This is a genomic window from Acidiphilium cryptum JF-5 (genome assembly GCF_000016725.1).
Classification (GTDB): Bacteria; Pseudomonadota; Alphaproteobacteria; order Acetobacterales; family Acetobacteraceae; genus Acidiphilium; species Acidiphilium multivorum.
Genome location: NC_009484.1, coordinates 2,289,614 through 2,310,885, shown reverse-complemented (window position 1 = coordinate 2,310,885; position 21,272 = coordinate 2,289,614). Strand labels below are relative to the sequence as shown.

Here is a 21,272-nt window from a genome sequence, read left to right as displayed (position 1 = left end):
TTGCCCCATCAATAGCGTGCGAGCACGCCCCAGTAGACAGCCGTTTCCCGAAGCGGCGGCACGCCGCTCGCCGGCGGCTGCAACTGCGTGACAAAACGGTGCACGGCGGCGATATCGAATTCGATCCGGCGCGTCAGGCGTAACCGGACCCCACCGCCAAACGAGGCGAGCCGCTTGTCGTTCGGCTTCTGTCCCAGCGTTCTCGGCTCATTCTGCCAGACCTGGCCCCAGTCGTAGAAGGTGTAGAATTGTGACCCGATGAAAAAATGCCGGCCCAGCAACCGCAGATTGAGCGGTGTGTTGAGTTGAAGCTCGGCACTTGCATAAAGAGCGTCGTCGCCAGTTACCTGCCCGGAATAATAGCCTTGGGCGATATGGTTTCCGCCGAGATAGAAGGTTTCGGAGGAGGGCAGGATGTCGGGCGAATACTGGCCGCCAAACGTCCCTTCGAGGGCGACGCTCGCATTCCGCCAGGGGTTGAACAGCGTCTGGGTGCGGTCGAGCGAGAGATCGATCTTCCAGAAATCGAACCGTTCCCCGAGGCGTCCCGCGTTCGACCTGCCGTTCGCGGACGCCCCGAAAAGCCGCAATCCACGTGACGCCTCGAGCGTGGCGGTGGTCAGGGCGGGCCGCGCGGCGCCGAGCACATCATCGCTGAACGCCTCGTCGAGTTCGATGCGCAGGGCTCGCACCGAGTCGGTCGAAGCGGGCGTCTCCGCGCCACTGAAGCCGGAGGCCGTGTAGACGATGTTGTCCGTGCCGTCGAAACGGGCCTTCAGTTCAAGCGACTGACCACGTTCGAGCCAGAGCGGGTAGCTGGCATAGAGACCGAACACGTCGAGATGCGCCCGATATCCCACCTCGCGCAAGGTTCCGGAGGGAATGGCCCGGCCGGCGCCGAAGTAGATCCCGATGCGAAGGCCGCTCGTCCCGGCGAAGAAACTCTCTGAAAACTGGCCGAAATTGTTGGTTCCGCCGGATGTGTGAAAGAACGACGTCTGGCTCTGCTCGCCGAGCGAGGTGAAGCTGTTCATGTCGCCGACGACGAGCCCTTCGGCGGGGCCGGTCTCGTCGAAGCCGCGGTTGTCGGCGGTCACAAGGGCCGAGAACGGTCGGCGGACGACGTCGGCCACCAGGGTGAGCGCACCGGGCGCCGCGGCATTGGGCTGCAGAACGGCGCCGACCGCGACACCCGGTATCTGCTGCGCGAGCAGCAGCCAGTGTTCAAGCGAGGCCTGCCGGACCGGCCGCTCGTGGGTGAGGTGGTCCAGAAAGCCAAGGACGAGCGTGCCGACCGGACCGATATTCCGCGACAGCTTGACGCTGACGATGTGGCCCTCGGTGACGATGAAGCGGAGGTCGCCTGATCTGTTGATTTCCGCGGATACCGCGGTGAGCACGTAACCATGCCCGCGGTAGAGCGCGAGCAACCGCAGCCGCGCGGCCTCGATCGCCGGTAGCGGCGTTGCCGCGCCAATCAGCTTGCCGACGGTTGCGCGGAGTTGCGCCGGGGAAAAGGCGGTTGCCCCCAGCACGGCGACGGAGTGCACCGGCACGGACTGGTCCGGCACGGCGCCCTCCCGCCCGACCGGGCGGAAATCCGGCAATGATTGGCCGAGATTCGGCGCGGCATGCGGCATGATATGTTGCAGGGGCGACACTTGCGGCACGGTCGGCAAGGCGGTCGGGGCCGCGTGCGCGCCCGCCGCGCCGAAGACCGCCAATCCGAATGCCATGATCCCGGCACGGCATCCCTGCCGGCCCGCTACGCCCCGTCCGATCCGCATCGCCGTTCCCTAAGTCGTTAAGGATGTATAACCGAACGACGAATTCATATGAAGCCACGTAAAAGATTTAACGCACGCTGCCTCAAAATTTGAGAAATTGAGAAATTTGAATTCAAGGCGCGATATTTAGTGTGGAGTGCGGATTTTCGCTCCTCGCCATTGCAGTTTGCGTAGCTTCTGCGGCTTTGTTAACTATCAGGAAGAATGGGATGTCCGGCGGCTGGATGGAAAATACCTGTGCGGCGGGTCACGCGGCGCGCCGGCTTGCGGTGCTATGATGTATCGGGCTGGCGTTGCTGCGCGGGCGCGGAACGGCGCCGCCCGGGGCAAATCGTGATCGGGGGTTGGCGGAATGACGACTAATATCGATCTGCTTGACCTCCAGACATCGCTTGGTAGCGGCGTCCTGACGCTGGTCGGGGTCAATGGCCAGGCGGCGCTCAGCCAGTGCTTCCGGTATACGCTGTCGGTGCGCGCGGGTGCCGGCGGGCTCGATCCGAACGATCTTCTATACACGTCGGTCACCGTCGCGATCGGGTCCGACGGGACGAACCAGACCTACATCAATGGCCTCGTCTCGTCCGTGGTCCAGAAGCCCGGCAACGCGGCCGGTACCGCGATCGCCGCCGGCCTCGAACTCTGGGATCATGAACTGACGGTCGTTCCCGCCCTCTGGTTCCTCGGGCAGACACTCGATTGCCGGATATTCCAGAACAAGACCGCCGTTGCCATCGTCAAGGAAGTTCTGGACGAATTCGAGATTACTTCATACGAGCTGCCGAGTGGCGGGACGAGCTATGACTATACAGTCATGTTCAATGAGACCTATCTGGACTTCATAAATCGCATCCTCGCGCGCGATGGGCTTTTCTATTATTTCGTCCACGAAAAGTCCGGACACAAGTTCGTCGTCGCCAGCAGCTCGCAATCTCTCCCCAAGTTGGGAGCCGTCAAATTCGCCGGGCAGACCGCGACCGAAGTCGGGGTTCATACGCTCAGCCGCGCCGACAGCACGACCATCGGCAAGTTCATCGGGAACGACTACAACTATGAAACGGCATCCACCGGCCTCGTCTCCGATGCGGATACCGTGCTCAAGGCGAAGGGGGCGGCAACCCGCAAATTCTATCGCTACCCGTCGGAAAATCCCGTCAAGGAGGCGATCGGACAGCAGGTGCGCCATCAGAACGAGGCGGCCGAGGTTCGTGCCGGGTTGTTCGCCGGTGGCGGCAACACCCCGTCGATGCTCGCTCCCGGCAACGCCGTCACCATCACCGGCGATCCCTTCGGCATCGGCGATTACGTCATTGCGGCGGCCGCGCTCAGCGTGACCGATCACGCCGGCATCGGCGGAGGGACGGCCACCGTCGATGTCGCATTCACCCTGTTCGACGCATCCGTTCCCTGGCGGCCGGAACTCCTGCCGAAGCCGCAGATCGCCGGCTTGCAGTCCGCCCTCGTCGTCGGGCCCTCGGGCGATGAAATTTACACGAACAAGTACGGCCGGGTGAAGGTTCAGTTCAACTGGGACACGCGCGGCAAGAAGGACGAGAACTCGAGTTGCTGGGTTCGCGTGATCCAGCCCTGGGCCGGCGCCGGCTGGGGGTTCCAGTTCCTTCCGCGCATCGGCCAGGAGGTCGCCATCAGCTTCCTCGAGAGCGACATCGACCGGCCGGTCGTGATCGGTTCCTTCTACAACTCCGGCCAGGTCAGCCTGTTCAATCTCCCCGCCGAGCAGAACAAGGCGGGATTCCGCTCCCGCTCAACCAAGAGTGGCGGGACGTCGAACTACAGCGAATTCAGTATCGACGATACCAAGGGTTCGGAGGTTGTCCTGCTGCATGCGGAGCGGGATTATACGGTCGAGGTCGAGCATGATGAAACCCGCACGATCGGCAACAACCGCACGGTGACCGTCAAGAAGGACGAGGCGATCACCGTGGACGGCAACCAGACCGAGACGGTGAAAGGAAATCGTACCTTCGAGGTCAAGCAGGACCATTCCGAGACGGTCGATGGCAACCAGTCCGTCACGGTCAAGGGCAAGCAGAGCGTGTCGGTGCAGGGGCAGCAATCCGTATCCGTGACCGGGGCCGTCACCTATGAGTCGATGGAGTCGATCACGCTGAAAGTGGGCGGAAACAGCATCAAGATCGACATGACGGGCATCACGCTCTCCGGCACCCTCATCAAGATCAATGCCCAGGCCGAGCTGTCGACGAGCGGCGCGATTGCGCAGCATTCCGGCTCGGGGATGCTGAAACTCCAGGGCGGGATCATCATGGTGAACTGAGGTGGATGCACGGAAGATGGACAAGATACAGGCAGCCGTGCGTGAGACCGTACTCGCCCATGCAGCCCTTGGCGAGGAAGCGCTGGCGGCTGCCGGCGGCGCGGCCACCGTGCCCGCCCTGATCGACGCGCTGGAGGGAGCCGGCTTCCTGGTGGAGGCGACGCGGTGCTTCGCCCATGCCCTGCCGCGGCGCGAGGCGGTCTGGTGGGCGGCGATGTGCGCGCGGCACACCGCTCCCGCGGACCTCGCGGAGACCGGGCGCGCGACCCTCGATGCGGTCGAGCTTTGGGTTCGCCAGCAGAACGAGGAGGGGCGCCGCGCCGCGATGAGCAGGGCGGAAGCGATCGGGTTCCAGACGCCGGAGGCCTGGGCGGCGGTCGCCGCCTTCTGGTCCGGCCCGAGCATTTCCCCGCCCGACCAGCCGCCGGTGCCGCCGCCTGCGCATCTGACCGGCGTGGCCGTGGCCGGTGCCGTTGCCCTTGCCGCCGTGCGCGGGGACGCGCAGCGCGGCCCGGCCCGTCTCGCGCTCTTCCTTCGTTCGGCCCGTGAGATCGCCGCCGGCGGCGTCGGCCGACTGCCGCCGGAGGCCGAACAATGACCCTCACCCTCAGCGTGCTCCGCTGCCCGGATGCCGCCCCGCCGGAAACCCGCAGCATCGAGGGCGGGGAATTCCGCATCGGCCGCGGTCCGGACAATGACTGGGTGCTCACCGATCCCGATCGCGTGCTGTCCAAGCGGCATTGCGTGATCGCCTGGCGTGCCGGCGCCTGGCAGATCGCCGACACCAGCACCAACGGCACATTCGTCAATCAGGACATCGAGCCGCTTGGCGCCGGCCGCGTTCACGCGCTGAGCGACGGCGACCGGATCCGGCTGGGCAGCTACGAAATCGAAGCCCGTCTCGTCGAGCGCGGCTTCGGGGATGCGGGATATGGCGGTGGTTTCGGCGCCGCGCCCGCGACCCGGCCGGACCCCTTCGCCGATCCGTTCGGCGAGGACCCGTTCGCCAAACCCGCGGCACCCGTCTCCTCTCCCGTATCCGACGAGTGGTTCGGCGGCGGCAATTCGATTTCGATGCCCGACGACTTTGCCGGCCTGCCGGATGACGATGCCCTGTTCGGCCCGACGCCGGTGCCCGACCACTCGCCGGCGCAGAACGACGTCTTCCGCCCCGCGCCGATGGCGCCGAAACTTCTGCCCGATGACTGGGATCTGGGCCTCGAACCCGGCGCCAACACGGCGTCGGCCGGCCCGGCATGGACGGCGCCTTCGCCGCTGCCGCCGCCCGCCGAGATCCAGCCGCCTCCACCGGCCGCTCCGGCGCCGCCCGCTCCCCTGCCGCCCGCTCCCCTGCCGCCCGCCCCCGTGCCGGCCGCTCCCGTGCCGGCCGGCGCGCCCGGCGGCGATCTGCTCAGGATCTTTCTCGAGGCCGCGGGCATGGACGGGCTGCCGCCGCCGGCGGATCCGGAACTGCTGATGCGTCGCCTCGCCGGTCTGTTCCGCGCCATGGTGGGCGGGCTGCGCCAGGTGATGATCGCCCGCGCCGCGATCAAGGGCGAATTCCGGATCGAACAGACGATGATCCGCGCGCGCGGCAACAACCCGCTCAAATTCTCGGCGGATGACGACGATGCGATGGCCGCGCTGATCGGCCTCGGCCGCCGCACCAGCGACCTGCAGGCCGAGGAGGCGGTGCGGGACGCGCTGCGCGATATCCGCCTGCACGAGATCGCGGTGATGAGCGGCATGCAGGCCGCGGTGCGCGCCCTGTTCGCCCGGCTCGATCCCGCGCCGCTGCGGGCGGAGGCCGAATCGGCGCGCGCGCTGCTGCCGGCCCAGCGCAAGGCGCGCGCCTTCGAGGCCTATGAAACATTGTATGGCCAGCTCAGCGCGGCCCTTGCCGACGATTTCGACAACGTCTTCGGCAAGACCTTTGCCCGCGCCTACGAGCGCGCCCTGTCGGATGCGGAGGCCAGTGAAACGTGAAGCGCCGTTCGATCATCCTCGCACTTCCTGTCCTCCTTGCCGGCTGCGGCACGCCGCCGCCGAAGCCGCCGGCGGTGCTGTCGCTGACCATCACGGGCGGGGCCAACCAGAACCCCGATGCCTCGGGCACTGCCGAGCCGGTGGCCGTGCGGGTCTACCCGCTGGTCACCGCCGGCAAGTTCAATGCCGCCGACCCGTATTCGTTGCTCGGCAAGGCCACGTCCCTGCTCGGCAGCGACCTCGCCGGTCCGTCGGAGCAGACGATCGTCGCGCCCGGCGCCACGGTGAAGCTGACGCACAAATTGCCGGATCAGGCGCAGTCGATCGGCATCGCCGTGTTCTTCCGGGCGATCGACCGGGCGACATGGCGCCTCGTCGCGCCGGTGAAGGCGCATGAAACGAACGCGCTGACCTTGCGGATCGACGGATTGGACGCCAAGCTCGTCCCAACCAAACCGAAGGGCTGAACGTCGATGAGCTGGACCAACAGGGTCGTCTGGCAGGAAGGCATGTTCCTGCGCTCGCAGCATTTCCAGCAACAGGACCGTTGGCTCGAAGCCCAGGTGCGCGGCCGGGTGGCGGCGCTGCGGCCCTATCCGTGGGGAATCTCCCGTCTCGCGGTCAACCGGGAACTGCTCGGCACCGGCCGTTTCGCCCTGGCCGAGGCTGAAGGCGTGTTCGAGGACGGAACCTGCTTCTCCCTGCCGGGCGAGGCCGATCATCCGCCGCCGTTCGAGGTGCCCGAGAACACGCGCAACATGCTGCTTCACCTCGCGCTGCCGGTGCGCCAGCCCGGCGCCGCCGAGATCGCCGCGGAAGACGGCAGCACCGAGGGACGCTACGGCGCCGCCCGCTTCGAGGCCTACGACACGCATTCCGCCTCGCCCGAGCCGGCGGAGCTGCTGATCGCCCGGCTGCGCCTGCGCTATCTCCTCGACAGCGAGGACCGCGCCGGCTTCCTCTGCCTGCCGGTCGCGCGGATCGTCGAGGTTTCGGCCGACCGGCGCGTGACGCTGGATGACCGCTGGATCCCGCCGGCGCTGGTCTGTCACGCGGCGCCGCCGCTCGCCGGGCTGATCGCCGAATTCTCCGGCATGATCCACCAGCGTGGCGAGGCGCTCGCCGCCCGGCTCAATGCGCCGGGCACGCGCGGCGTCGCCGAGGTGCAGGATTTCATGCTGCTCCAGGCGATCAACCGCTGGCAGGCGATGCTCCAGCACTGGGCCGACGCCGCCGTGATCCATCCGGAGACCCTCTATTCCGCCTTCGTCTCGATGGCCGGCGAGTTTGCCACCTTCATCGAGGGCAGCCGCCGGCCCACCGCCTATCCCGGTTACCGGCACGACGATCTGCAACGCAGCTTCGCGCCGGTCGTCGCCGATCTGCGGCGGGCGCTCTCGGCGGTCATCGAACAGAACGCCGTGCCGATCCCGCTGCAGGAGCGGCGCCACGGCGTTCATGTCGGCCCGATCGTCGACCGCAGCATCCTGCGCGCCGCGAATTTCGTCCTGACCGTGCAGGCCGACGTGCCGGCCGAGACCCTGCGCCGGCTGTTCCCCGCGCAGGTGAAGATCGGCGCCGTCGAGCATATCCGCGAACTGGTCAACGTCGCGTTGCCCGGCATCTCGGTGCGGCCGCTCCCGGTGGCGCCCCGGCAGATCCCTTTCTATGCCGGCGCCACCTATTTCGAGCTCGATCGCGGCAGTCCGCACTGGCAGCAGATGCAGAATTCAGGCGCGTTCGCACTGCACGTATCGGGCGAATTTCCGGGGCTGAAACTCGAACTCTGGGCGATCCGCGGCTGAAGAGGGTGGCATGAGCGACAATCCGTTTGCCGAACCAGACGATTCCGACCGCACGATCATCAGGCCGGCGCCGGGCGGCCGGCGTCCCCCGCCCGCGCCGCCGCCGCCGCCGCCAACCGGCGGTGGCGACCCTTGGAGCGAGCCGCCGCGGCCGGCATCCCCGCCGCCCGCGGGCGGCGCGGAGACGCTGAATATCGGCTCGACGCCGCTGATGGCGGCCGCGGCCCCCCTGCTGCAGTTGCTCGCTCGCTTGCGCAACACCCTGGCCCAGCCCGATTCGGGCGATCTGCGCGAACGCACCGCCCGCGCGTTGCGCGACTTCGAGCAGGCGGGCCGCAATGCGGGCATTCCGAACGACCAGCTGCGCCCCGCGCATTACGCCCTGTGCGCCAGCCTCGATGACGTGGTGCTCGCCACCCCCTGGGGCAGCAGCGGCGCCTGGGCCGCGCGCTCGATGGTGTCCACCTTCCATCAGGAGGTCCGCTCCGGCGAGCGCTTCTTCGACATCCTCAAGCAGATCATGCAGAACCCGGGCCGGTTCCTGCCGGTTCTCGAGCTGATGTATATCTGCCTCTCGCTCGGCTACATGGGGCGCTACCGGCTCAGTCCGCGCGGCCCCGCCGAGATCGACCGGCTGCGCGAGGATGTCTATGCCGTCCTCCGCCGCGCCCGCCCGGCCGCCAGCCCCGAACTGGCGCCCCACTGGCAGGGCGTTGCGGCGCCCTACCGCCCGCGCCGCCCGTCCCTGCCGGTCTGGGTCGCCGCGGTGGCGGCCGCCGGGGTGCTGGCCCTTGTCTACGCGGCCTTCGACTACGGGCTCGGCGGCCAGTCCGCCACGCTCTACGCGCAGTCGGTCGCCGCCCACCCGGCGCGGATGCCGAAGATCGTCCGCGCCGCCGCCGTCGTGCCGCCGCCGCCGCCGGTCACCACCGGCCCGAACGTGCTCGACCGGCTGCGCGGCTTCCTGCAACCCGAAATCACCAAGGGCGAGGTCGCCGTGCTCGGCACCGTCAACGCGCCGGTCATCCGCATCAACAACACCGGCCTGTTCGCCTCCGGCAGCGCGACGGTCGAGAGCACCGCGCTGCCGCTGATTTCCAAGATCGGCCAGGCGCTGGCGCGCGAGAAGGGCAAGGTGCAGGTGATCGGCTATACCGACAGCCAGCCGATCCACACGCTGCGCTTCCCCAACAACCTGGTCCTCTCGGAGGACCGCGCGAAGGCGGCGGCCGCCGTGCTCGACCGCGCGATCGGCGATCAGAGCCGCATCACCGCGGAGGGGCGCGGCGCCGCCGACCCGATCGCGACCAACGCGACGCCGCAGGGGCGCGCCCTGAACCGGCGGATCGAAATCGTGCTGATCCGGAGTGAAACCCAATGAGCGCACGGCTGGTCCGCTGGCTGCTGAGCGGCGTCGGCGCCGCGATCATCGCGGCCCTGGTCTGGTTCTTCGGCCCCTTCCTCGCCGTGCTCGCCGGCATCCTGCCGCGCGCGGCGATCGCTGTCCTGGTGTTCGTGATCTGGCTTGCGGCCAATCTCTGGCTCGATCGCCGCGCCCGCAAGAAGGCGGCCGCCGTCGAAGAGGCGATCACCGAGACCCAGGCCGACCCCGAGGCCGGCATGCGGGCGGAGGAAGTCGCCGCGCTGGCGGACAAGATGAAGAAGGCGCTCGGCATCCTCGCCCGGGCGCGCGGCCGGCGCGGCTTTCTCTACGAACAGCCCTGGTACGTCATCATCGGCCCGCCCGGCGCCGGCAAGACCACCGCGCTGCTCAATGCCGGGCTGAACTTTCCGCTCGCCGCCGAGCTCGGCCAAGGGGCGGTCGCCGGTGTCGGCGGCACCCGCTATTGCGACTGGTGGTTCACCGACCAGGCGGTGATGATCGACACCGCCGGCCGCTACACGACGCAGGATTCCTCGGCGTCGGTCGACCAGGCCGGCTGGCACGGCTTCCTCGACCTGCTGCGCCGCACCCGGCCGCGCCAGCCGCTGAACGGCGTGATCGTCGCCATCGCCCTGTCCGACATCGCCCAGGCCGACGCCGCGGCCCGCGCCGCCCATGCGCGCGCCATCCGCGCGCGGATCAAGGAGATCAACACCCGCCTCGGCGTCACCGTGCCGGTCTACGCGCTGTTCACCAAGGCCGACCTGATCGCCGGCTTCACCGAGTTCCATGACGATCTCGACACCGCCGGCCGCGCGCAGGTCTGGGGCATGACCTTTCCGCCCGATCGCACGCCGGCGGGCATGGCGGGCCGGTTCGCCGCCGAGTTCCGCGAGCTGGTCGGCCGCGTGGAAGAGCGCATGCTCGACCGCCTCGCCGCCGAACGCAGCCCGGATCGCCGCTCGCTCATCGCCGGCTTCCCGATGCAGGTCGCGAGCCTGCAGGCGCCGCTGGAGGCCTTCCTGAACGAGGCGTTCGCCGGCTCCCAGCTCGATCCCGCGCCGTGGCTACGCGGGGTCTATCTCTGCTCGGGCACGCAGGAAGGCACGCCGATCGACCGTCTGACCGGCGCGCTGGCCCGCAGCTTCGGCATCGACCAGCGGCGCGCGCCCAGCCTGCGGCCGCAATCCGGCCGCTCCTATTTCCTTGGCCGGCTGATCGGCGAGGTGATCTTCGGCGAGGCCATGCTGGGCTCGGCGGACCGGTCCGGCGCCCGGCGCCGCCTCGCGCTGCGCGGCGCGGGGTTCGGCGCGGTCGGCCTCGTGTTCGTCGTGCTGCTCGCGGCGCTGTTCCGCAGCCATGCCGACAATGCCGCCGCCATCGCCCGCGCGCGCGCCGGGCTTGCCGCCGAACAGAAGGTCGCGGCGCAGATCCGGCTCGATCCGGTCGCCAGCGCCGATCTGTCGCGGATCGCGCCGCTGCTGCGCGAGGCCCGCGACCTTGCCGGCGCGCCCCCCGAGCGCGGCTATCACGGTATCGGCCTCGACCAGGGCGCCTCGATCAGGGCTGCGACCGCCGCCGTCTACCGCAACGTGCTCGACCATGCGCTGCTGCCGCGCCTCGTGCTTCAGCTCGAGGCGGAAATGCGCGGCGGGCTCGACCGGCCGGATTTCCTGTATCAGGCGACCCGCGTCTATCTCATGCTCGGCAATCAGGGACCGCTCGACGCCTCGCTGGTCGAGGCCTGGATGAAGCTCGACTGGCGGCGCCTCTATCCGGGCTTCGGCCAGACCGCGTTGCGCCATTCGCTGATGCGGGACCTGACCGCGCTGCTCGCCCGCCCGCTGCCGGACGTTCCGCTGGACGGCCAGCTGATCGCCACCGCGCGCGCGACCTTCTCGCGCGTGCCGATCGCCGAGCGGGTCTATTCCCGCATCCGCGATTCCGAGGCGGCGTCCCGCGTGCCGGCCTGGACGCCGGCGGCGGCGCTGGGGGCTGCCGGAACGCCCTATTTCGTCAACGCCACCGGCAAGCCGCTGACCGATGGCGTGCCCGGCTTCTTCACCAAGCGCGGCTTCTACACCGTGCTGCTGCCGGCCCTCACCCATGCGACACAGGATGTCGCCAGGGAAAGCTGGGTGCTCGGCGCACAGGACCGGATCAAGCCGGATTCGCCGCAGATGCAGTCGCTCGAGCAGGATGTGATCCGGCTCTATGACACCGCCTATGCCCGGCACTGGCAGTCGATGATCGACGACCTCAATATCGCGCCCCTCGGCTCCGCGGGCCAGGCCGTGCAGGCGCTCTACGTGCTTGGCTCGCCCCAATCGCCGATGGTGCGGCTGCTGTCGTCGATGGCGGACGAGCTTACGCTCACCAAACCCCCGAAAGACCTTGCGAAGGCCGCCAAGGGGGCGACGGGCGCCGAGGCGAAGCTGCGGGCACCGGCCAAGCTGAACGAAGCGGCGACGCGGCTGAAGCAGTTGCTGGGCCCGCAGGCGTCAGGCGCCCCGGCCCCGAAGCCCGGGGCGGCAATCAACGCCGAGTTCGCGCCGCTGCGCAATTATGTGGGCAACGGCGCGGCAGGCTCTCCGCTCTCGCTGACATTGCAACTGATCGACCAGGTGCAGAAGCAGCTGGCAACCCTCGCCGCCACGGCGCCCGGCGCGGCGGGCCCCGCGTCCCCCGCCGCCGGCGGCGATGCGGCCCAGCTCCTTGCCGGCGAGGCGCAGCACGATCCGCAGCCGGTCAGCCGCTGGCTCGGCGCGATCGTCGCGACATCGAACAGCCTGCGCGGCGGCAGCGCCGCGGCGGCGGCGGCGGCGGCGTTCAAGGCGCCGGGCGGTGCCGCGGCACTCTGCGAGAAGGCGGTGACCGGCCATTACCCGTTCGATGCAAGTGCCGCCTCGGGCATTCCGCTTGCCGATTTCGCCCGTCTCTTCGCGCCGGGCGGCGTGATGGACAATTTCTTCAACACGCAGGTGCGGCCCTTCGTGAACATGACCGGGCAGGTATGGACGGTGCAGCCGGTGAACGGCGTGGCGCCGCCGGTCAGCCAGGGGGCCGTCGCGGAATTCCAGCGCGCGCAGGAAATCCAGCAGATGTTCTTCCTGGGCGGCACGCAGCCCAGCGTGCAGTTCACGGTCACGCCCGCCGGCCTCTCGGCGGGCGCGGCACAGGTCGTGCTGCAGCTTGGCGGCGTCGATGTCAGCTACGCCCACGGCCCGACGGTGCCGACCTCGGTGAACTGGCCGGGTGCCACCGGCATGCAGACGGCCCGGCTGATCATCACGCCGGCCGCCGGCGGCACGCCGGTCACGCTTCAGGCCAGCGGTCCCTGGGCGGTGTTTCGCCTGTTCGGCATGGGGCGGCTCACGCGTGACGGCAGCTCCGCCCGCTACACCCTCACCTTCGATCAGGGGGGCATGCAGGCGCGCTTCACGCTCGAGGCGGGGTCGATCTTCAACCCGTTCGCGCCGGGCGTGCTGAACGACTTCCGCTGCCCGAGCCTCAAAGGATGAAGATGTGGCGCGGGTGAGCGGCTTTTACGGCAAGATTCCGGCGCGCGGCGACTTCGTCGGCGCCGGCCTGCCGCGGGCTGTGGTCGACGCGTTCGATGGCTGGATGCGCGCGAGCCTCGAGGCCAGCCGCAACGCGCTGGGCGATGACTGGCAGGCCTGCTGGATGGAAGCGCCGGTCTGGCGATTTGCCGCGCCGGTCGCGGGCGTGCCGCTCGGTGGCGTGTGGCTGCCCAGCATCGACCGTGTCGGGCGCGCCTTTCCGCTGGTGCTCGCGACCGATGCGGCCTGCGCCGGCTCCGCCTGGCTCGACGCGGTCGAGGAGATCGGCATCGCCGCCGTCACCGCGGATGTGCCGCCGGATACCTTCGCCGCCCGTCTGGCAGATCTCCCGCCCGATCCGTGCGAGCCGGCATATGGCTGGTGGTCGGCCGGGGGGCCGCATCGCGGTCCTGGCCGCATCGAGGTCGCCGGCTTGCCCGACCCCGCCGGTTTCGCGGCGTTCCTGCGCGATGAGGCCGGGGAGACGGTGCGATGATCCCGCGCGCCGTGACCTGGGCGGAAACCCATGTCGGCGCGGTGCGCAGGCACAACGAGGATGCCTATCTCTGCCGCCCCGATCTCGGCCTCTGGGCGGTGGCGGACGGTGCCGGGGGGCATCAGGCGGGCGAGGTGGCCTCGGGGATGATCGTCGCCGGGCTGGACCGCCTCGAGCCGGGGCTGACCGCGGCCGAATTGCTGCCGCAGGTGCGGGGCGTGGTGAACGAGACCCATCACGCCCTGCTGCACGAGGCGTCCCAGCGCGGCCCGCGCGCGGTCATCGCCTCCACGATCGCGATCCTGATCCTGCGCGATGACCATTTCGCCTGCCTCTGGGCGGGGGATTCGCGCGTCTATCTGCTGCGCGGCGGCGAGTTGACCCAGCTGACCCGCGACCACTCGCTGGTGCAGGCGCTGGTGGACGAGGGCCGGCTCACGCCCGAGGCCGCCGAGCACCATCCCCAGGCGAACGTGATTACCCGCGCCGTCGGCGCCGACGACGCGGATCTCGAACTCGACAAGGTGATCGGCCGGATCGAGCCGGGGGACCGGTTCCTGCTCTGCTCGGACGGGCTGAGCAAGACATTGCCCGAGGCGGAAATCGCCGCCCTGCTCGGTTCGCCGGACGGCGTGCCGCCGCCGGAACTGCTGATCGCGGCCACCCTCGCCCGCAAGGGCAACGACAACGTGACGGCCGTGGTCGTCGCGGTCTGACCGCCCCTCACCGTGAAAGCCGCGCCGCGATCCGGTCGGCGAGCCGGCCGAGCGCGACGCTCATGGCGTGCGCTTCCGCCGCCGCGCCTCCGCCGCAACGCTCGGCGATGCGCACCCGCCCAGCCGCCACGGCCTTGCCCGCCCGCACCCCGCGCCAGTCCGCGGCGAGCTCGACATGGCCCGGATGCGGGATGAAGTCCGTCACCTCGACATGCACCAGCAGCGCCGCCCGCGGGACGGGATCGCCGGGCATGGCCACGCGCCGCTCGGGCAGGCGGCGCGCCAGGTCGCGTGCCAATATGGCCTGCGCCTGTCCCGCCAGCGGGGCGGTCCATCGCGCCCGCCGCGAGACGGCGCGCGTGTTCGGGCCGGTCGCGGTGGTCAGGTAGATCCGGTCGATCGTCGGCGGCATCAGCACGTGCGCCACCGCGATCGCCGCTCCACGGGTGTGGAATGTCGGCCCCGATGTCGGCGATAGCGCGAGATAGATGGTCCGCTGGCCGGCGCAGCCGGCAAGGCCGAGGGTCAGGGCCATCGCGAGTGTGGCGATCGTTCGGGTCATCAGCGTCCCTTGCCGAGGATCAGCGCATTGGGATGCGCGTTCAGTTCATCGACCAGTTCGCGCAGCGCCCGCGCGGCCCGGCCGAGTTCGTAGAGCGTATGCGGCATCGTCTGCGACTCCGGGGCGTTGGCCGCGCTGCCCTGGGCGCCGATCATGCCGCGCAGATCGCGCAGCGCTTCATCCGCCTCGTTCGCTGTCCGTCGCAGGTCGGCGAGAAGGTGCGGCGCCTGGCCGCGCGTCGTGCGGGTGATGGCCGCGACGTTCGCGGCGGTTTGCGCGAGCCGCTTCAGCGCGGCCCGCGTCCGCGGCGCCCGGCTGAGCGCGGCGAGACGCGCGCTGACGGCATGGAGGTTGGCCAGAATGCCGCCGGCTTCGGCCATGAGCCGGCCGATCGAGCCGCCGGCGACGGCTGGAACCGCGGGCGGCACGCCCTTGCCGAGCGTGGCCGGCGCTGCCCCGCGCATGATGGCGAGGGCGAGTTCCTGCTGGCCGATCACCGGTGTCGCGCGGGCGAGGTGGGCGCGCAGCCCCCGGTGGATCAGGCGCGCGAGCATCGCGTTCATCTGCGGGCGCGGATGCCGCAGGTTCCACGTCGCACCGGCAAGGCCGATCCGCGACGGATCGAGCGCGAAGCGGACCGTGCTCCGTATCGCGCCCGCGCGCGGCGCGTAGGCCATGGCCACGCCGGTCACCGCGCCGACCGTCGCACCCTCCAGCGTTACCGGCGCGCCGACCGCGAGGCCCCGTGGCCCGCCTGGCAGCACCGTTCTGTAGGCGACGGCATGCGGGCCCGGCGCGTCGCGCGCCGCGGCGGCGCTGGGGTAGAGGCGGAAACGGGCGCCGTCGATGGCCTGGCGGCCGCCGGGCGGCGTCGTCACTCCCAGCGCGCCGGAGACGAGCGCGGGCACCGACTGCATCGCGAGGCGGGGGCCGCCGCCGGAGGCCGTCACCCGTACGCCGCCGGCGTTCCAGAAGCGGCTGCGCGTGGTGATCAGGCGCTGGTAGCGCCGGCTGATGAAGGCGCCGATGGCAAAGCCGCCGCCGTTCGGGCCGAGCGCGATCTTCCGCACGGTTCCGATCCGGAACCCCTTGTAGAAGATGCCCGCGCCGGTCGAGATGTTGCCCTTCTTCGCCGCCGTCAGCATGACCGTCAGTCCGGCCTTCGCGGGGTTGACGGCTGGCGCATGGGCGAGGCCGGCGGCATGATGCCGGATCGGCCCGTTCCGTGGCGCCACCGCGATATGCGGACCCGCGATCACCGATTTCAGCGAGGCAAGGTTGCCGAAACTGACGTGCCGCCCGGCGATCCAGTATCTGGTGCCGCGCCCCAGATGTCCGTCCATGTCGGGATCGAAGCGCAGGCGCACCTTCATGGCGGCGAGCGAGGCATCGAGATGCACGCTGACCACGTGGCCCACCGTCGCGCCGCGATAGGTCACGTCGGTGCCGCCGGGCCTGATGCCGCCGGTGATCGGGAACGTGACGACGACTTCCGGGCCGCGCGTCGCCAGTGCCGCGACGCCGAGCCAGGCGACGATGAGCGCCGCGGCCACCGGAACCGCCCAGATCAACCCCGGCCAGCGCGTGCCACGGAAGCGGGCCTCCGGCGCGTCCGGATCAGCCATGGGCCGGCTCCCGTGCGGCGATCCAGATGCGGCGGGGATCGAGCGCCCGCGCGGCCAGCATGGTCAGCACGACGACGGCGAGAAAGGCCGGCAGCCCGTCGGCGACATCGATGCTCAGCAGGCCGGAGAGGTGCAGCAGCGGCAGGAACACGGCGACGGTGAAGACATCGATATGCGACCATCGGCCGATCTCGACGATGAGGCGGCAGACATGCCCCTTGAGCCGCAGCCGCCGGGTGGAATGGCGGTGCGAGGACAGGATGATCCAGGCGATGCCGAACAGCTTGATCAGGGGAATTGCGACGCTGGCGGTGAAGATGATGAGGCCGAGCGGCCACAGCCCGGCCTGGAACAGCTTCATCACGCCGGAGAGGATCGAGTGCGCATGCGCGGTGCCGGCGCGCATGTCGATTTCCATCGGGTAGAGATAGGCGATCGGGTAGAAGATGAAGCCGGCCAGGGTGAGGGCGAGGGCCTGCGCCGTGGCGTGGGGGCGCTGGCGCCAGAGCGTCGCGCGGCAGCGCGGGCAGCGCGTGCCGGCATCGGCGGCGGCGGCGACGTGGCCGCAGGCCGCGCAGGCGATGGCGTCGTGCCCGGCATGGCTGGATTCCGGCCCGATGGACCGCCAGATCGCCCGGCGCTCGAGCGTTGCCCGGGTGATCATCGTCATGAAGGCGGCGGCGATCACGCAGGCGCCGCCGGCGCCGATCCGCACCGGCAGGAACGGTGCCACGCGCGAATAGCCGATGATGCAGCCGATCAGGAAGACGTCGATGGTCGCCCACTCGTCGAGCCGCTCGGCGATGCGGAAGGCGGGGCCGAGCCATGCCGCCCGTCGTCTGGCGCGCAGCATCGCCAGGACCGCCGCGAGCAGGCCGAAGCGCGCCAGCGGCAGCGCGATCAGTTCGGCGGCCAGGACGATGCCGGCCAGCGGCCAGCCCTGATGCCAGAGCCCGGCGATGCCGGCGGTGATCGTGCTGCGGTTGGCGGTCCCGAGCAGCGAGACGCGCATCAGCGGCAGCAGAATGGCCGGCGGCAGCAGGACCAGCGTGGCCACGGCGCAGGCGAGGGCGGCATCGAGCCCGCGGCCCGACATGCGTTCGAGCGGCGCATCGCACCGGCGGCAATGGATGACGCCGGGCCCTGAACGCGCCGGCAGGCGCTGCACGAGACCGCACCAGGCGCAACCGATGACCCCATGGGGCGGGTCGCGCACGGCATCCGGCGTGCCGAACAGGAAGGACGCCAGGCTCATGCGCGCCACCGATGGTGGAGGCGGCGGGCATTCATCTGGCGTGACATAAGAAGGCGGCGGCGGCGGCGCAGCCGGAACGGCCGCGAATCGGCCGATCTCACGCGACAGTGATCGGCGGACTCAGGGGCGGCGGGCGATCGCGAGGCCGAGGGCGGCGCCGCAGAGCAGGCCGCCGCCGATCCGGTTCGGCAGCCGCCCGACGCCGGCGAGGCGCCGGCCCAGCGCGCCGCCGAGCAGCACCCAGAGACTGTCGATCGCGAGGGCGAGGCCGAGAAAACTGCCGGCGAGCACGGCGACCTGGGACGAGGCGGGGCGCGCCGGATCGATGAACTGGGGAAACAGCGCGCCGTAGAAGAACAGCGTCTTCGGGTTGGTGAGCGAGACGACGAAGCCGCGCACCCAGATGGCGCGCCGCCCGGGCGGGCTGGCCGGCGGCGCCGCCGCATCCACCGGCGGGCGCCGCCAGGTGGCGATGCCGATCCAGAGCAGGTACGCGACCCCGGACCAGCGCAGGACGCCGAACCAGGCGCCCAGATGGGCGAGCAGGGCGGTCAGCCCGAAGGCCGTGACCGCGAGCTGCACCGCCATGGCGGACGCCGTGCCGGCCAGGGTGGTGAAGCCGGCGGACCGCCCGTGCGAGATGCTGTTGCCGACGAGCAGCATCACGTTCGGCCCCGGCAGGAGCATCAGCAGCGTCACGGCGGCGATGAAGCCGAGGAACAGGTCGGGCGGCGGCATGGCGGGCATCCTGACGGAAACCGCGCGCCGCGTCATCCCTGAACGCGAGGATGACGGCGACGCCGCGGGATGGGCGCGCGCGGGCGCATCCGGCGGCGTTCGCCGTCGGGGGGTGAAAGGCGTCCGGTTGTCGGGTCAGGCGGGGGCGGGCGGCGCGCGCGGGCGGCGCGGCGGGCGCGGATGCGGGCTGGTCCGGGCCGGGCGGTGCGGCCGGGTCGGCGGGTCGGCGGCGGCCGGGGTGCCGGGTGCGCGGGTGCGGCGCGGGCAAGATTGCGGTGCTTCGGGGAGCAAAATCCCGAGGGTGCGGCAGAGCGGGCGGAGGATGCGGCCGAGCCGGGGTTCGGCGGCGATGAGGGCGCGGGTTTCGGGTTCGGCGAGGAAGGCGCGGAGTTGCGAGGCGGCGGCGGTGGCTTCGGGCACCGGGGCGAGCAGCCAGCCCCGGCGGCGCGGCAGGTCCGGCACGCCGCGGGCGCGGGCCGGGCGCGGGGTGTGCGGGCGCGGGCGCGGCGGCGGGGCGCCGGCGGCGAGGCGGGCGAAGCGGGCGATAGCGCGTTGCAGGCGGGACCAGAGCAGGACGGTCAGGGCGTGCGGATCGGCGAAGGCCGAGCCGCGACGCGACGTTTCGCGCACGAACGCCCCGTTAGCGCCGCGCCTGGCGACGGCGGCGCAGAGGCCTTGGATGATCGCGGCGAAGCGGGCGGCCAGGTTCATGCGGCGCAGAAGACCATGGAGGGGCGGGGGTGGGCAATCGCTTTTTCGCCGCCGCGGTGGCGTGAGAAAATCTAACGGAGTCGCCGCGCCCGTTCCGGGGCGAGGGCGAGGACGTGAAGCTGGAGCAGGGCGGTGAGCGCGTGGCGGTCGGTGATGGCGGCGAGGCGCTCGTAGGGGATCACCTCGCCGATCCGCACCTTGAGCGGAAGGCCGATGCGGCGCACCGCCTCGGGCACGATCAGCGAGAGGCGGAGGAACATGCTCACCCGGCTCGCCGCGTGGAACAGCGGGCTGTTCTGGCCGGGGAAATGGACCGGCAGCACATCCGCCCGGGCGAGATGGATCAGCTTCGCGGTGAACAGTTTCCAGGGCAGGTCCTCGGCGCGGCCGAACGGGTTGCGCGCCGTCGCGATGCCGCCGCTCGGGAAGACCGCCACCGTCTCGCCGCGATCGAGGCAGGCGAGCGCCTCCTTGCGGCTTTCGAGATTCCGGCGCAGCGCCTCCTTCGTTTCGGAAAAGTCGATCGGCAATGCGTAGCGCGCCATCTCGGGGACGCGCAGCAGGTCGTTGTTGATGAGGATGCGGACCGGACGGTCGAGCTGCTCGGCGAGGGCGAGGATGGCGATGCCGTCGGCGATGCCGAACGGGTGGTTCGCGATCATGACCAGGCGGCGGCCGGGCGGGTGCTCGACCGGCCAGCGCGGCGCCTGCACGTTCAGCGCGATGTCGAGAAGTTCGAGCAGGCGGTTCATCGGCCGCGCTTCCGCTCCGGCCAGCAGCGACTGCCAGGCGGCATAGCAGCGATTGGCGCGCGAGATGCCGCACATCGCCTCCAGCGACAGCAGGAACAGGCGGCGGGCGAGCGACATCTCCGCCGACGCGTAGCTCAGCGCGCTGCGGGGCAGGAACCTCGGCGAAGCCATGAGCGTGTTTCGTGCTGCCTTGACTGGAGATATGTGACGACTGGAGATATGTGACGGTTCGATGACGCGCTGTCGCGTTTTCTGACAGCATAAGTCTTTCGGGCCCGCATCGCAACGATGATCGGCGGCGCAAGCGGGCCGGCGCGTCAGTGCTCGGCGAGGAAGATCATCGCGTCGGTCGCGGCGGCGGAGGGGAGCGGGCGGCGCTTGTGGCGGAGGAAGGACAGGATGTCGCCGATCGGGGGGCGGCGTTCATGGTCGAGCAGCATCAGGTGATCGCCGGCGGGATACCAGGCGAGGGTCGCGCGGGCGCCGCGCGGAATGGCGCGCCAGCAGGCGGCGGTGGCGTGCGGCGGGATGACATCGTCATGCCCGCCATACATCAGCAGGACGCGGGGCGCGGCGAGGCGGGCGCAGTCGCGCTGGGCCGCGCCCATCATCCGCACCATGCCGGCGAGCATGCCGAGCGGGGCGGCGTGGAGGGTCAGCGGGTCGGCGGCGAGCGCGCGGAGGGCGGCGAGATTGTCGCTGAGGCGCAGGTGCAGGCTCCGGCCGGTCAGGCGCAGGCGGGGGGCGAGCGTGCCGGCGGCGGCCACCACCCAGTGCAGCGGCAGCGGAAACGTCGCGGCGCCCCAGACGGCGGGGGCGATCGCGACATAGGATGAAATGGCGGGATCGCCGGCGGCGGCGACGATGATCGCGATGGCGCCGCCCATGCTCTCGCCCATCAGCGTCAGGGGAATGAAGGGGTCGCGGCGGTGGAGGATGGCGGCCATCTGCCGCGCGTCGGAGACCAGGGTGGCGGTGCCGGGCCAGCGCCCGCGCCCGGGCGCGGCGCCGAAGCCGCGCTGGTCGGGGGCGTAGACCGCGATGCCATCCGCGGCGAGCTCGGGGCCGAGCGTGGACCAGGCGTTGCGGCTGTCCTCGAAGCCGTGCAGGGCGAGGACGACGGCGCGCGGCCGGCCGGGCGGCAGCCAGTCGCGATAGGGCAGGCCGATGGTCTCCCGCGGCGCCGGCGAGGCGGCGATGCGGAAATATCCGTCGGTGACGATCCGGGCGCGGGCGGCGGCGGATGGCGTGGGCGCGCGCGCCGCGCAGGCGGCGAGGCCGGCGGAAAGGGCGAGGGCGGCGATCAGGCGCAGGCAGGCGGGGGTGCGGCGGATCATGGCGGGGACGATCCTCGTCGGCAGGGCGGCGGGCGCGGGCATGACCGGCCGGCGCGGGCCGTGGCGTGGAACGGTGGGCGGGGTGCGGCGGGGCGTCAAGCTCATCGGTGTTTTCGCGGGATGATTTTCTGAAACGAAACTGTAATGGAATAAACGCTGGGCAGTCACGGCGGAACCGGCGATAGTGCGGACGGTCGGGGAGAGCCGACCCTATGACAAAAAATCAATTGAACTTGACTATATTTCACGCCAGACTGCCCAATGA

The 21,272-nt window shown here is 70.5% G+C and carries 17 protein-coding genes; 9 read left to right on the top strand and 8 right to left on the bottom strand.

Translation table 11 applies throughout. The features are described from left to right. Positions 1 to 8: 8 nt before the first annotated feature. Positions 9 to 1,736, bottom strand: coding sequence for a ShlB/FhaC/HecB family hemolysin secretion/activation protein (locus tag ACRY_RS12965; RefSeq protein WP_231295257.1), 1,728 nt, complete (start codon positions 1,734 to 1,736; stop codon positions 9 to 11). Between the two features lie 403 nt (positions 1,737 to 2,139). Between ACRY_RS12965 and ACRY_RS12960 the strand changes: the two genes are divergently transcribed. The 9 genes from ACRY_RS12960 to ACRY_RS12920 are packed head-to-tail and all read left to right on the top strand — an operon-like array spanning position 2,140 to position 14,027. Then, complete coding sequence (locus tag ACRY_RS12960) at positions 2,140 to 4,080, top strand: type VI secretion system Vgr family protein (RefSeq protein WP_007421657.1); 1,941 nt, start codon at positions 2,140 to 2,142, stop codon at positions 4,078 to 4,080. 16 nt (positions 4,081 to 4,096) lie between these two features. Next, positions 4,097 to 4,678 carry a DUF6931 family protein gene (locus ACRY_RS12955; protein WP_007421658.1) on the top strand — a complete coding sequence of 194 codons (582 nt, stop codon included), beginning with the start codon at positions 4,097 to 4,099 and terminating at the stop codon, positions 4,676 to 4,678. After that, complete coding sequence (tagH, locus tag ACRY_RS12950) at positions 4,675 to 6,066, top strand: type VI secretion system-associated FHA domain protein TagH (RefSeq protein ID WP_012039809.1); 1,392 nt, start codon at positions 4,675 to 4,677, stop codon at positions 6,064 to 6,066. Before ACRY_RS12955 ends, tagH begins: the two co-directional genes overlap by 4 nt. Further along, the gene (gene tssJ / locus ACRY_RS12945; RefSeq protein WP_007421660.1) at positions 6,063 to 6,533 is read left to right on the top strand and encodes a type VI secretion system lipoprotein TssJ; all 471 of its coding nucleotides are present in this window, start codon (positions 6,063 to 6,065) and stop codon (positions 6,531 to 6,533) included. Before tagH ends, tssJ begins: the two co-directional genes overlap by 4 nt. Before the next feature lie 6 nt (positions 6,534 to 6,539). Then, a complete protein-coding gene (gene tssK / locus ACRY_RS12940) occupies positions 6,540 to 7,871 on the top strand; it encodes a type VI secretion system baseplate subunit TssK (RefSeq protein ID WP_007421661.1) in 1,332 nt (443 codons plus the stop codon). A gap of 10 nt (positions 7,872 to 7,881) precedes the next feature. Beyond that, positions 7,882 to 9,252, top strand: a complete 1,371-nt coding sequence (gene icmH / locus ACRY_RS12935; protein WP_012039808.1) for a type IVB secretion system protein IcmH/DotU — start codon at positions 7,882 to 7,884, stop codon at positions 9,250 to 9,252. Then, positions 9,249 to 12,776 carry a type VI secretion system membrane subunit TssM gene (gene tssM, locus ACRY_RS12930; RefSeq protein WP_012039807.1) on the top strand — a complete coding sequence of 1,176 codons (3,528 nt, stop codon included), beginning with the start codon at positions 9,249 to 9,251 and terminating at the stop codon, positions 12,774 to 12,776. The genes icmH and tssM overlap by 4 nt, the downstream gene beginning before the upstream one ends. Positions 12,777 to 12,780: 4 nt before the next feature. Beyond that, positions 12,781 to 13,311, top strand: a complete 531-nt coding sequence (gene tagF / locus ACRY_RS12925; RefSeq protein WP_012039806.1) for a type VI secretion system-associated protein TagF — start codon at positions 12,781 to 12,783, stop codon at positions 13,309 to 13,311. Next, a complete protein-coding gene (locus tag ACRY_RS12920; protein ID WP_012039805.1) occupies positions 13,308 to 14,027 on the top strand; it encodes a PP2C family protein-serine/threonine phosphatase in 720 nt (239 codons plus the stop codon). Before tagF ends, ACRY_RS12920 begins: the two co-directional genes overlap by 4 nt. Before the next feature lie 7 nt (positions 14,028 to 14,034). Here ACRY_RS12920 and ACRY_RS12915 read toward each other — a convergent pair whose 3' ends face one another. The 7 genes from ACRY_RS12915 to ACRY_RS12885 form a co-directional block, all read right to left on the bottom strand. After that, complete coding sequence (locus ACRY_RS12915; RefSeq protein ID WP_012039804.1) at positions 14,035 to 14,589, bottom strand: PqiC family protein; 555 nt, start codon at positions 14,587 to 14,589, stop codon at positions 14,035 to 14,037. Next, positions 14,589 to 16,214, bottom strand: a complete 1,626-nt coding sequence (locus tag ACRY_RS12910) for an intermembrane transport protein PqiB (protein WP_012039803.1) — start codon at positions 16,212 to 16,214, stop codon at positions 14,589 to 14,591. The genes ACRY_RS12915 and ACRY_RS12910 overlap by 1 nt, the downstream gene beginning before the upstream one ends. Beyond that, positions 16,207 to 17,469 carry a paraquat-inducible protein A gene (locus tag ACRY_RS12905; RefSeq protein ID WP_012039802.1) on the bottom strand — a complete coding sequence of 421 codons (1,263 nt, stop codon included), beginning with the start codon at positions 17,467 to 17,469 and terminating at the stop codon, positions 16,207 to 16,209. Before ACRY_RS12905 ends, ACRY_RS12910 begins: the two co-directional genes overlap by 8 nt. A 120-nt stretch (positions 17,470 to 17,589) precedes the next feature. Continuing rightward, on the bottom strand, positions 17,590 to 18,207 hold the full coding sequence (locus ACRY_RS12900; protein WP_012039801.1) for a LysE family translocator: 618 nt from the start codon (positions 18,205 to 18,207) through the stop codon (positions 17,590 to 17,592). A gap of 135 nt (positions 18,208 to 18,342) precedes the next feature. Beyond that, a complete protein-coding gene (locus ACRY_RS12895; RefSeq protein WP_043509177.1) occupies positions 18,343 to 18,918 on the bottom strand; it encodes a hypothetical protein in 576 nt (191 codons plus the stop codon). A gap of 71 nt (positions 18,919 to 18,989) precedes the next feature. Further along, complete coding sequence (locus ACRY_RS12890) at positions 18,990 to 19,841, bottom strand: lysophospholipid acyltransferase family protein (protein WP_012039800.1); 852 nt, start codon at positions 19,839 to 19,841, stop codon at positions 18,990 to 18,992. Between the two features lie 146 nt (positions 19,842 to 19,987). Next, positions 19,988 to 21,112 carry an alpha/beta fold hydrolase gene (locus ACRY_RS12885; RefSeq protein WP_231295256.1) on the bottom strand — a complete coding sequence of 375 codons (1,125 nt, stop codon included), beginning with the start codon at positions 21,110 to 21,112 and terminating at the stop codon, positions 19,988 to 19,990. Positions 21,113 to 21,272: the final 160 nt, after the last annotated feature.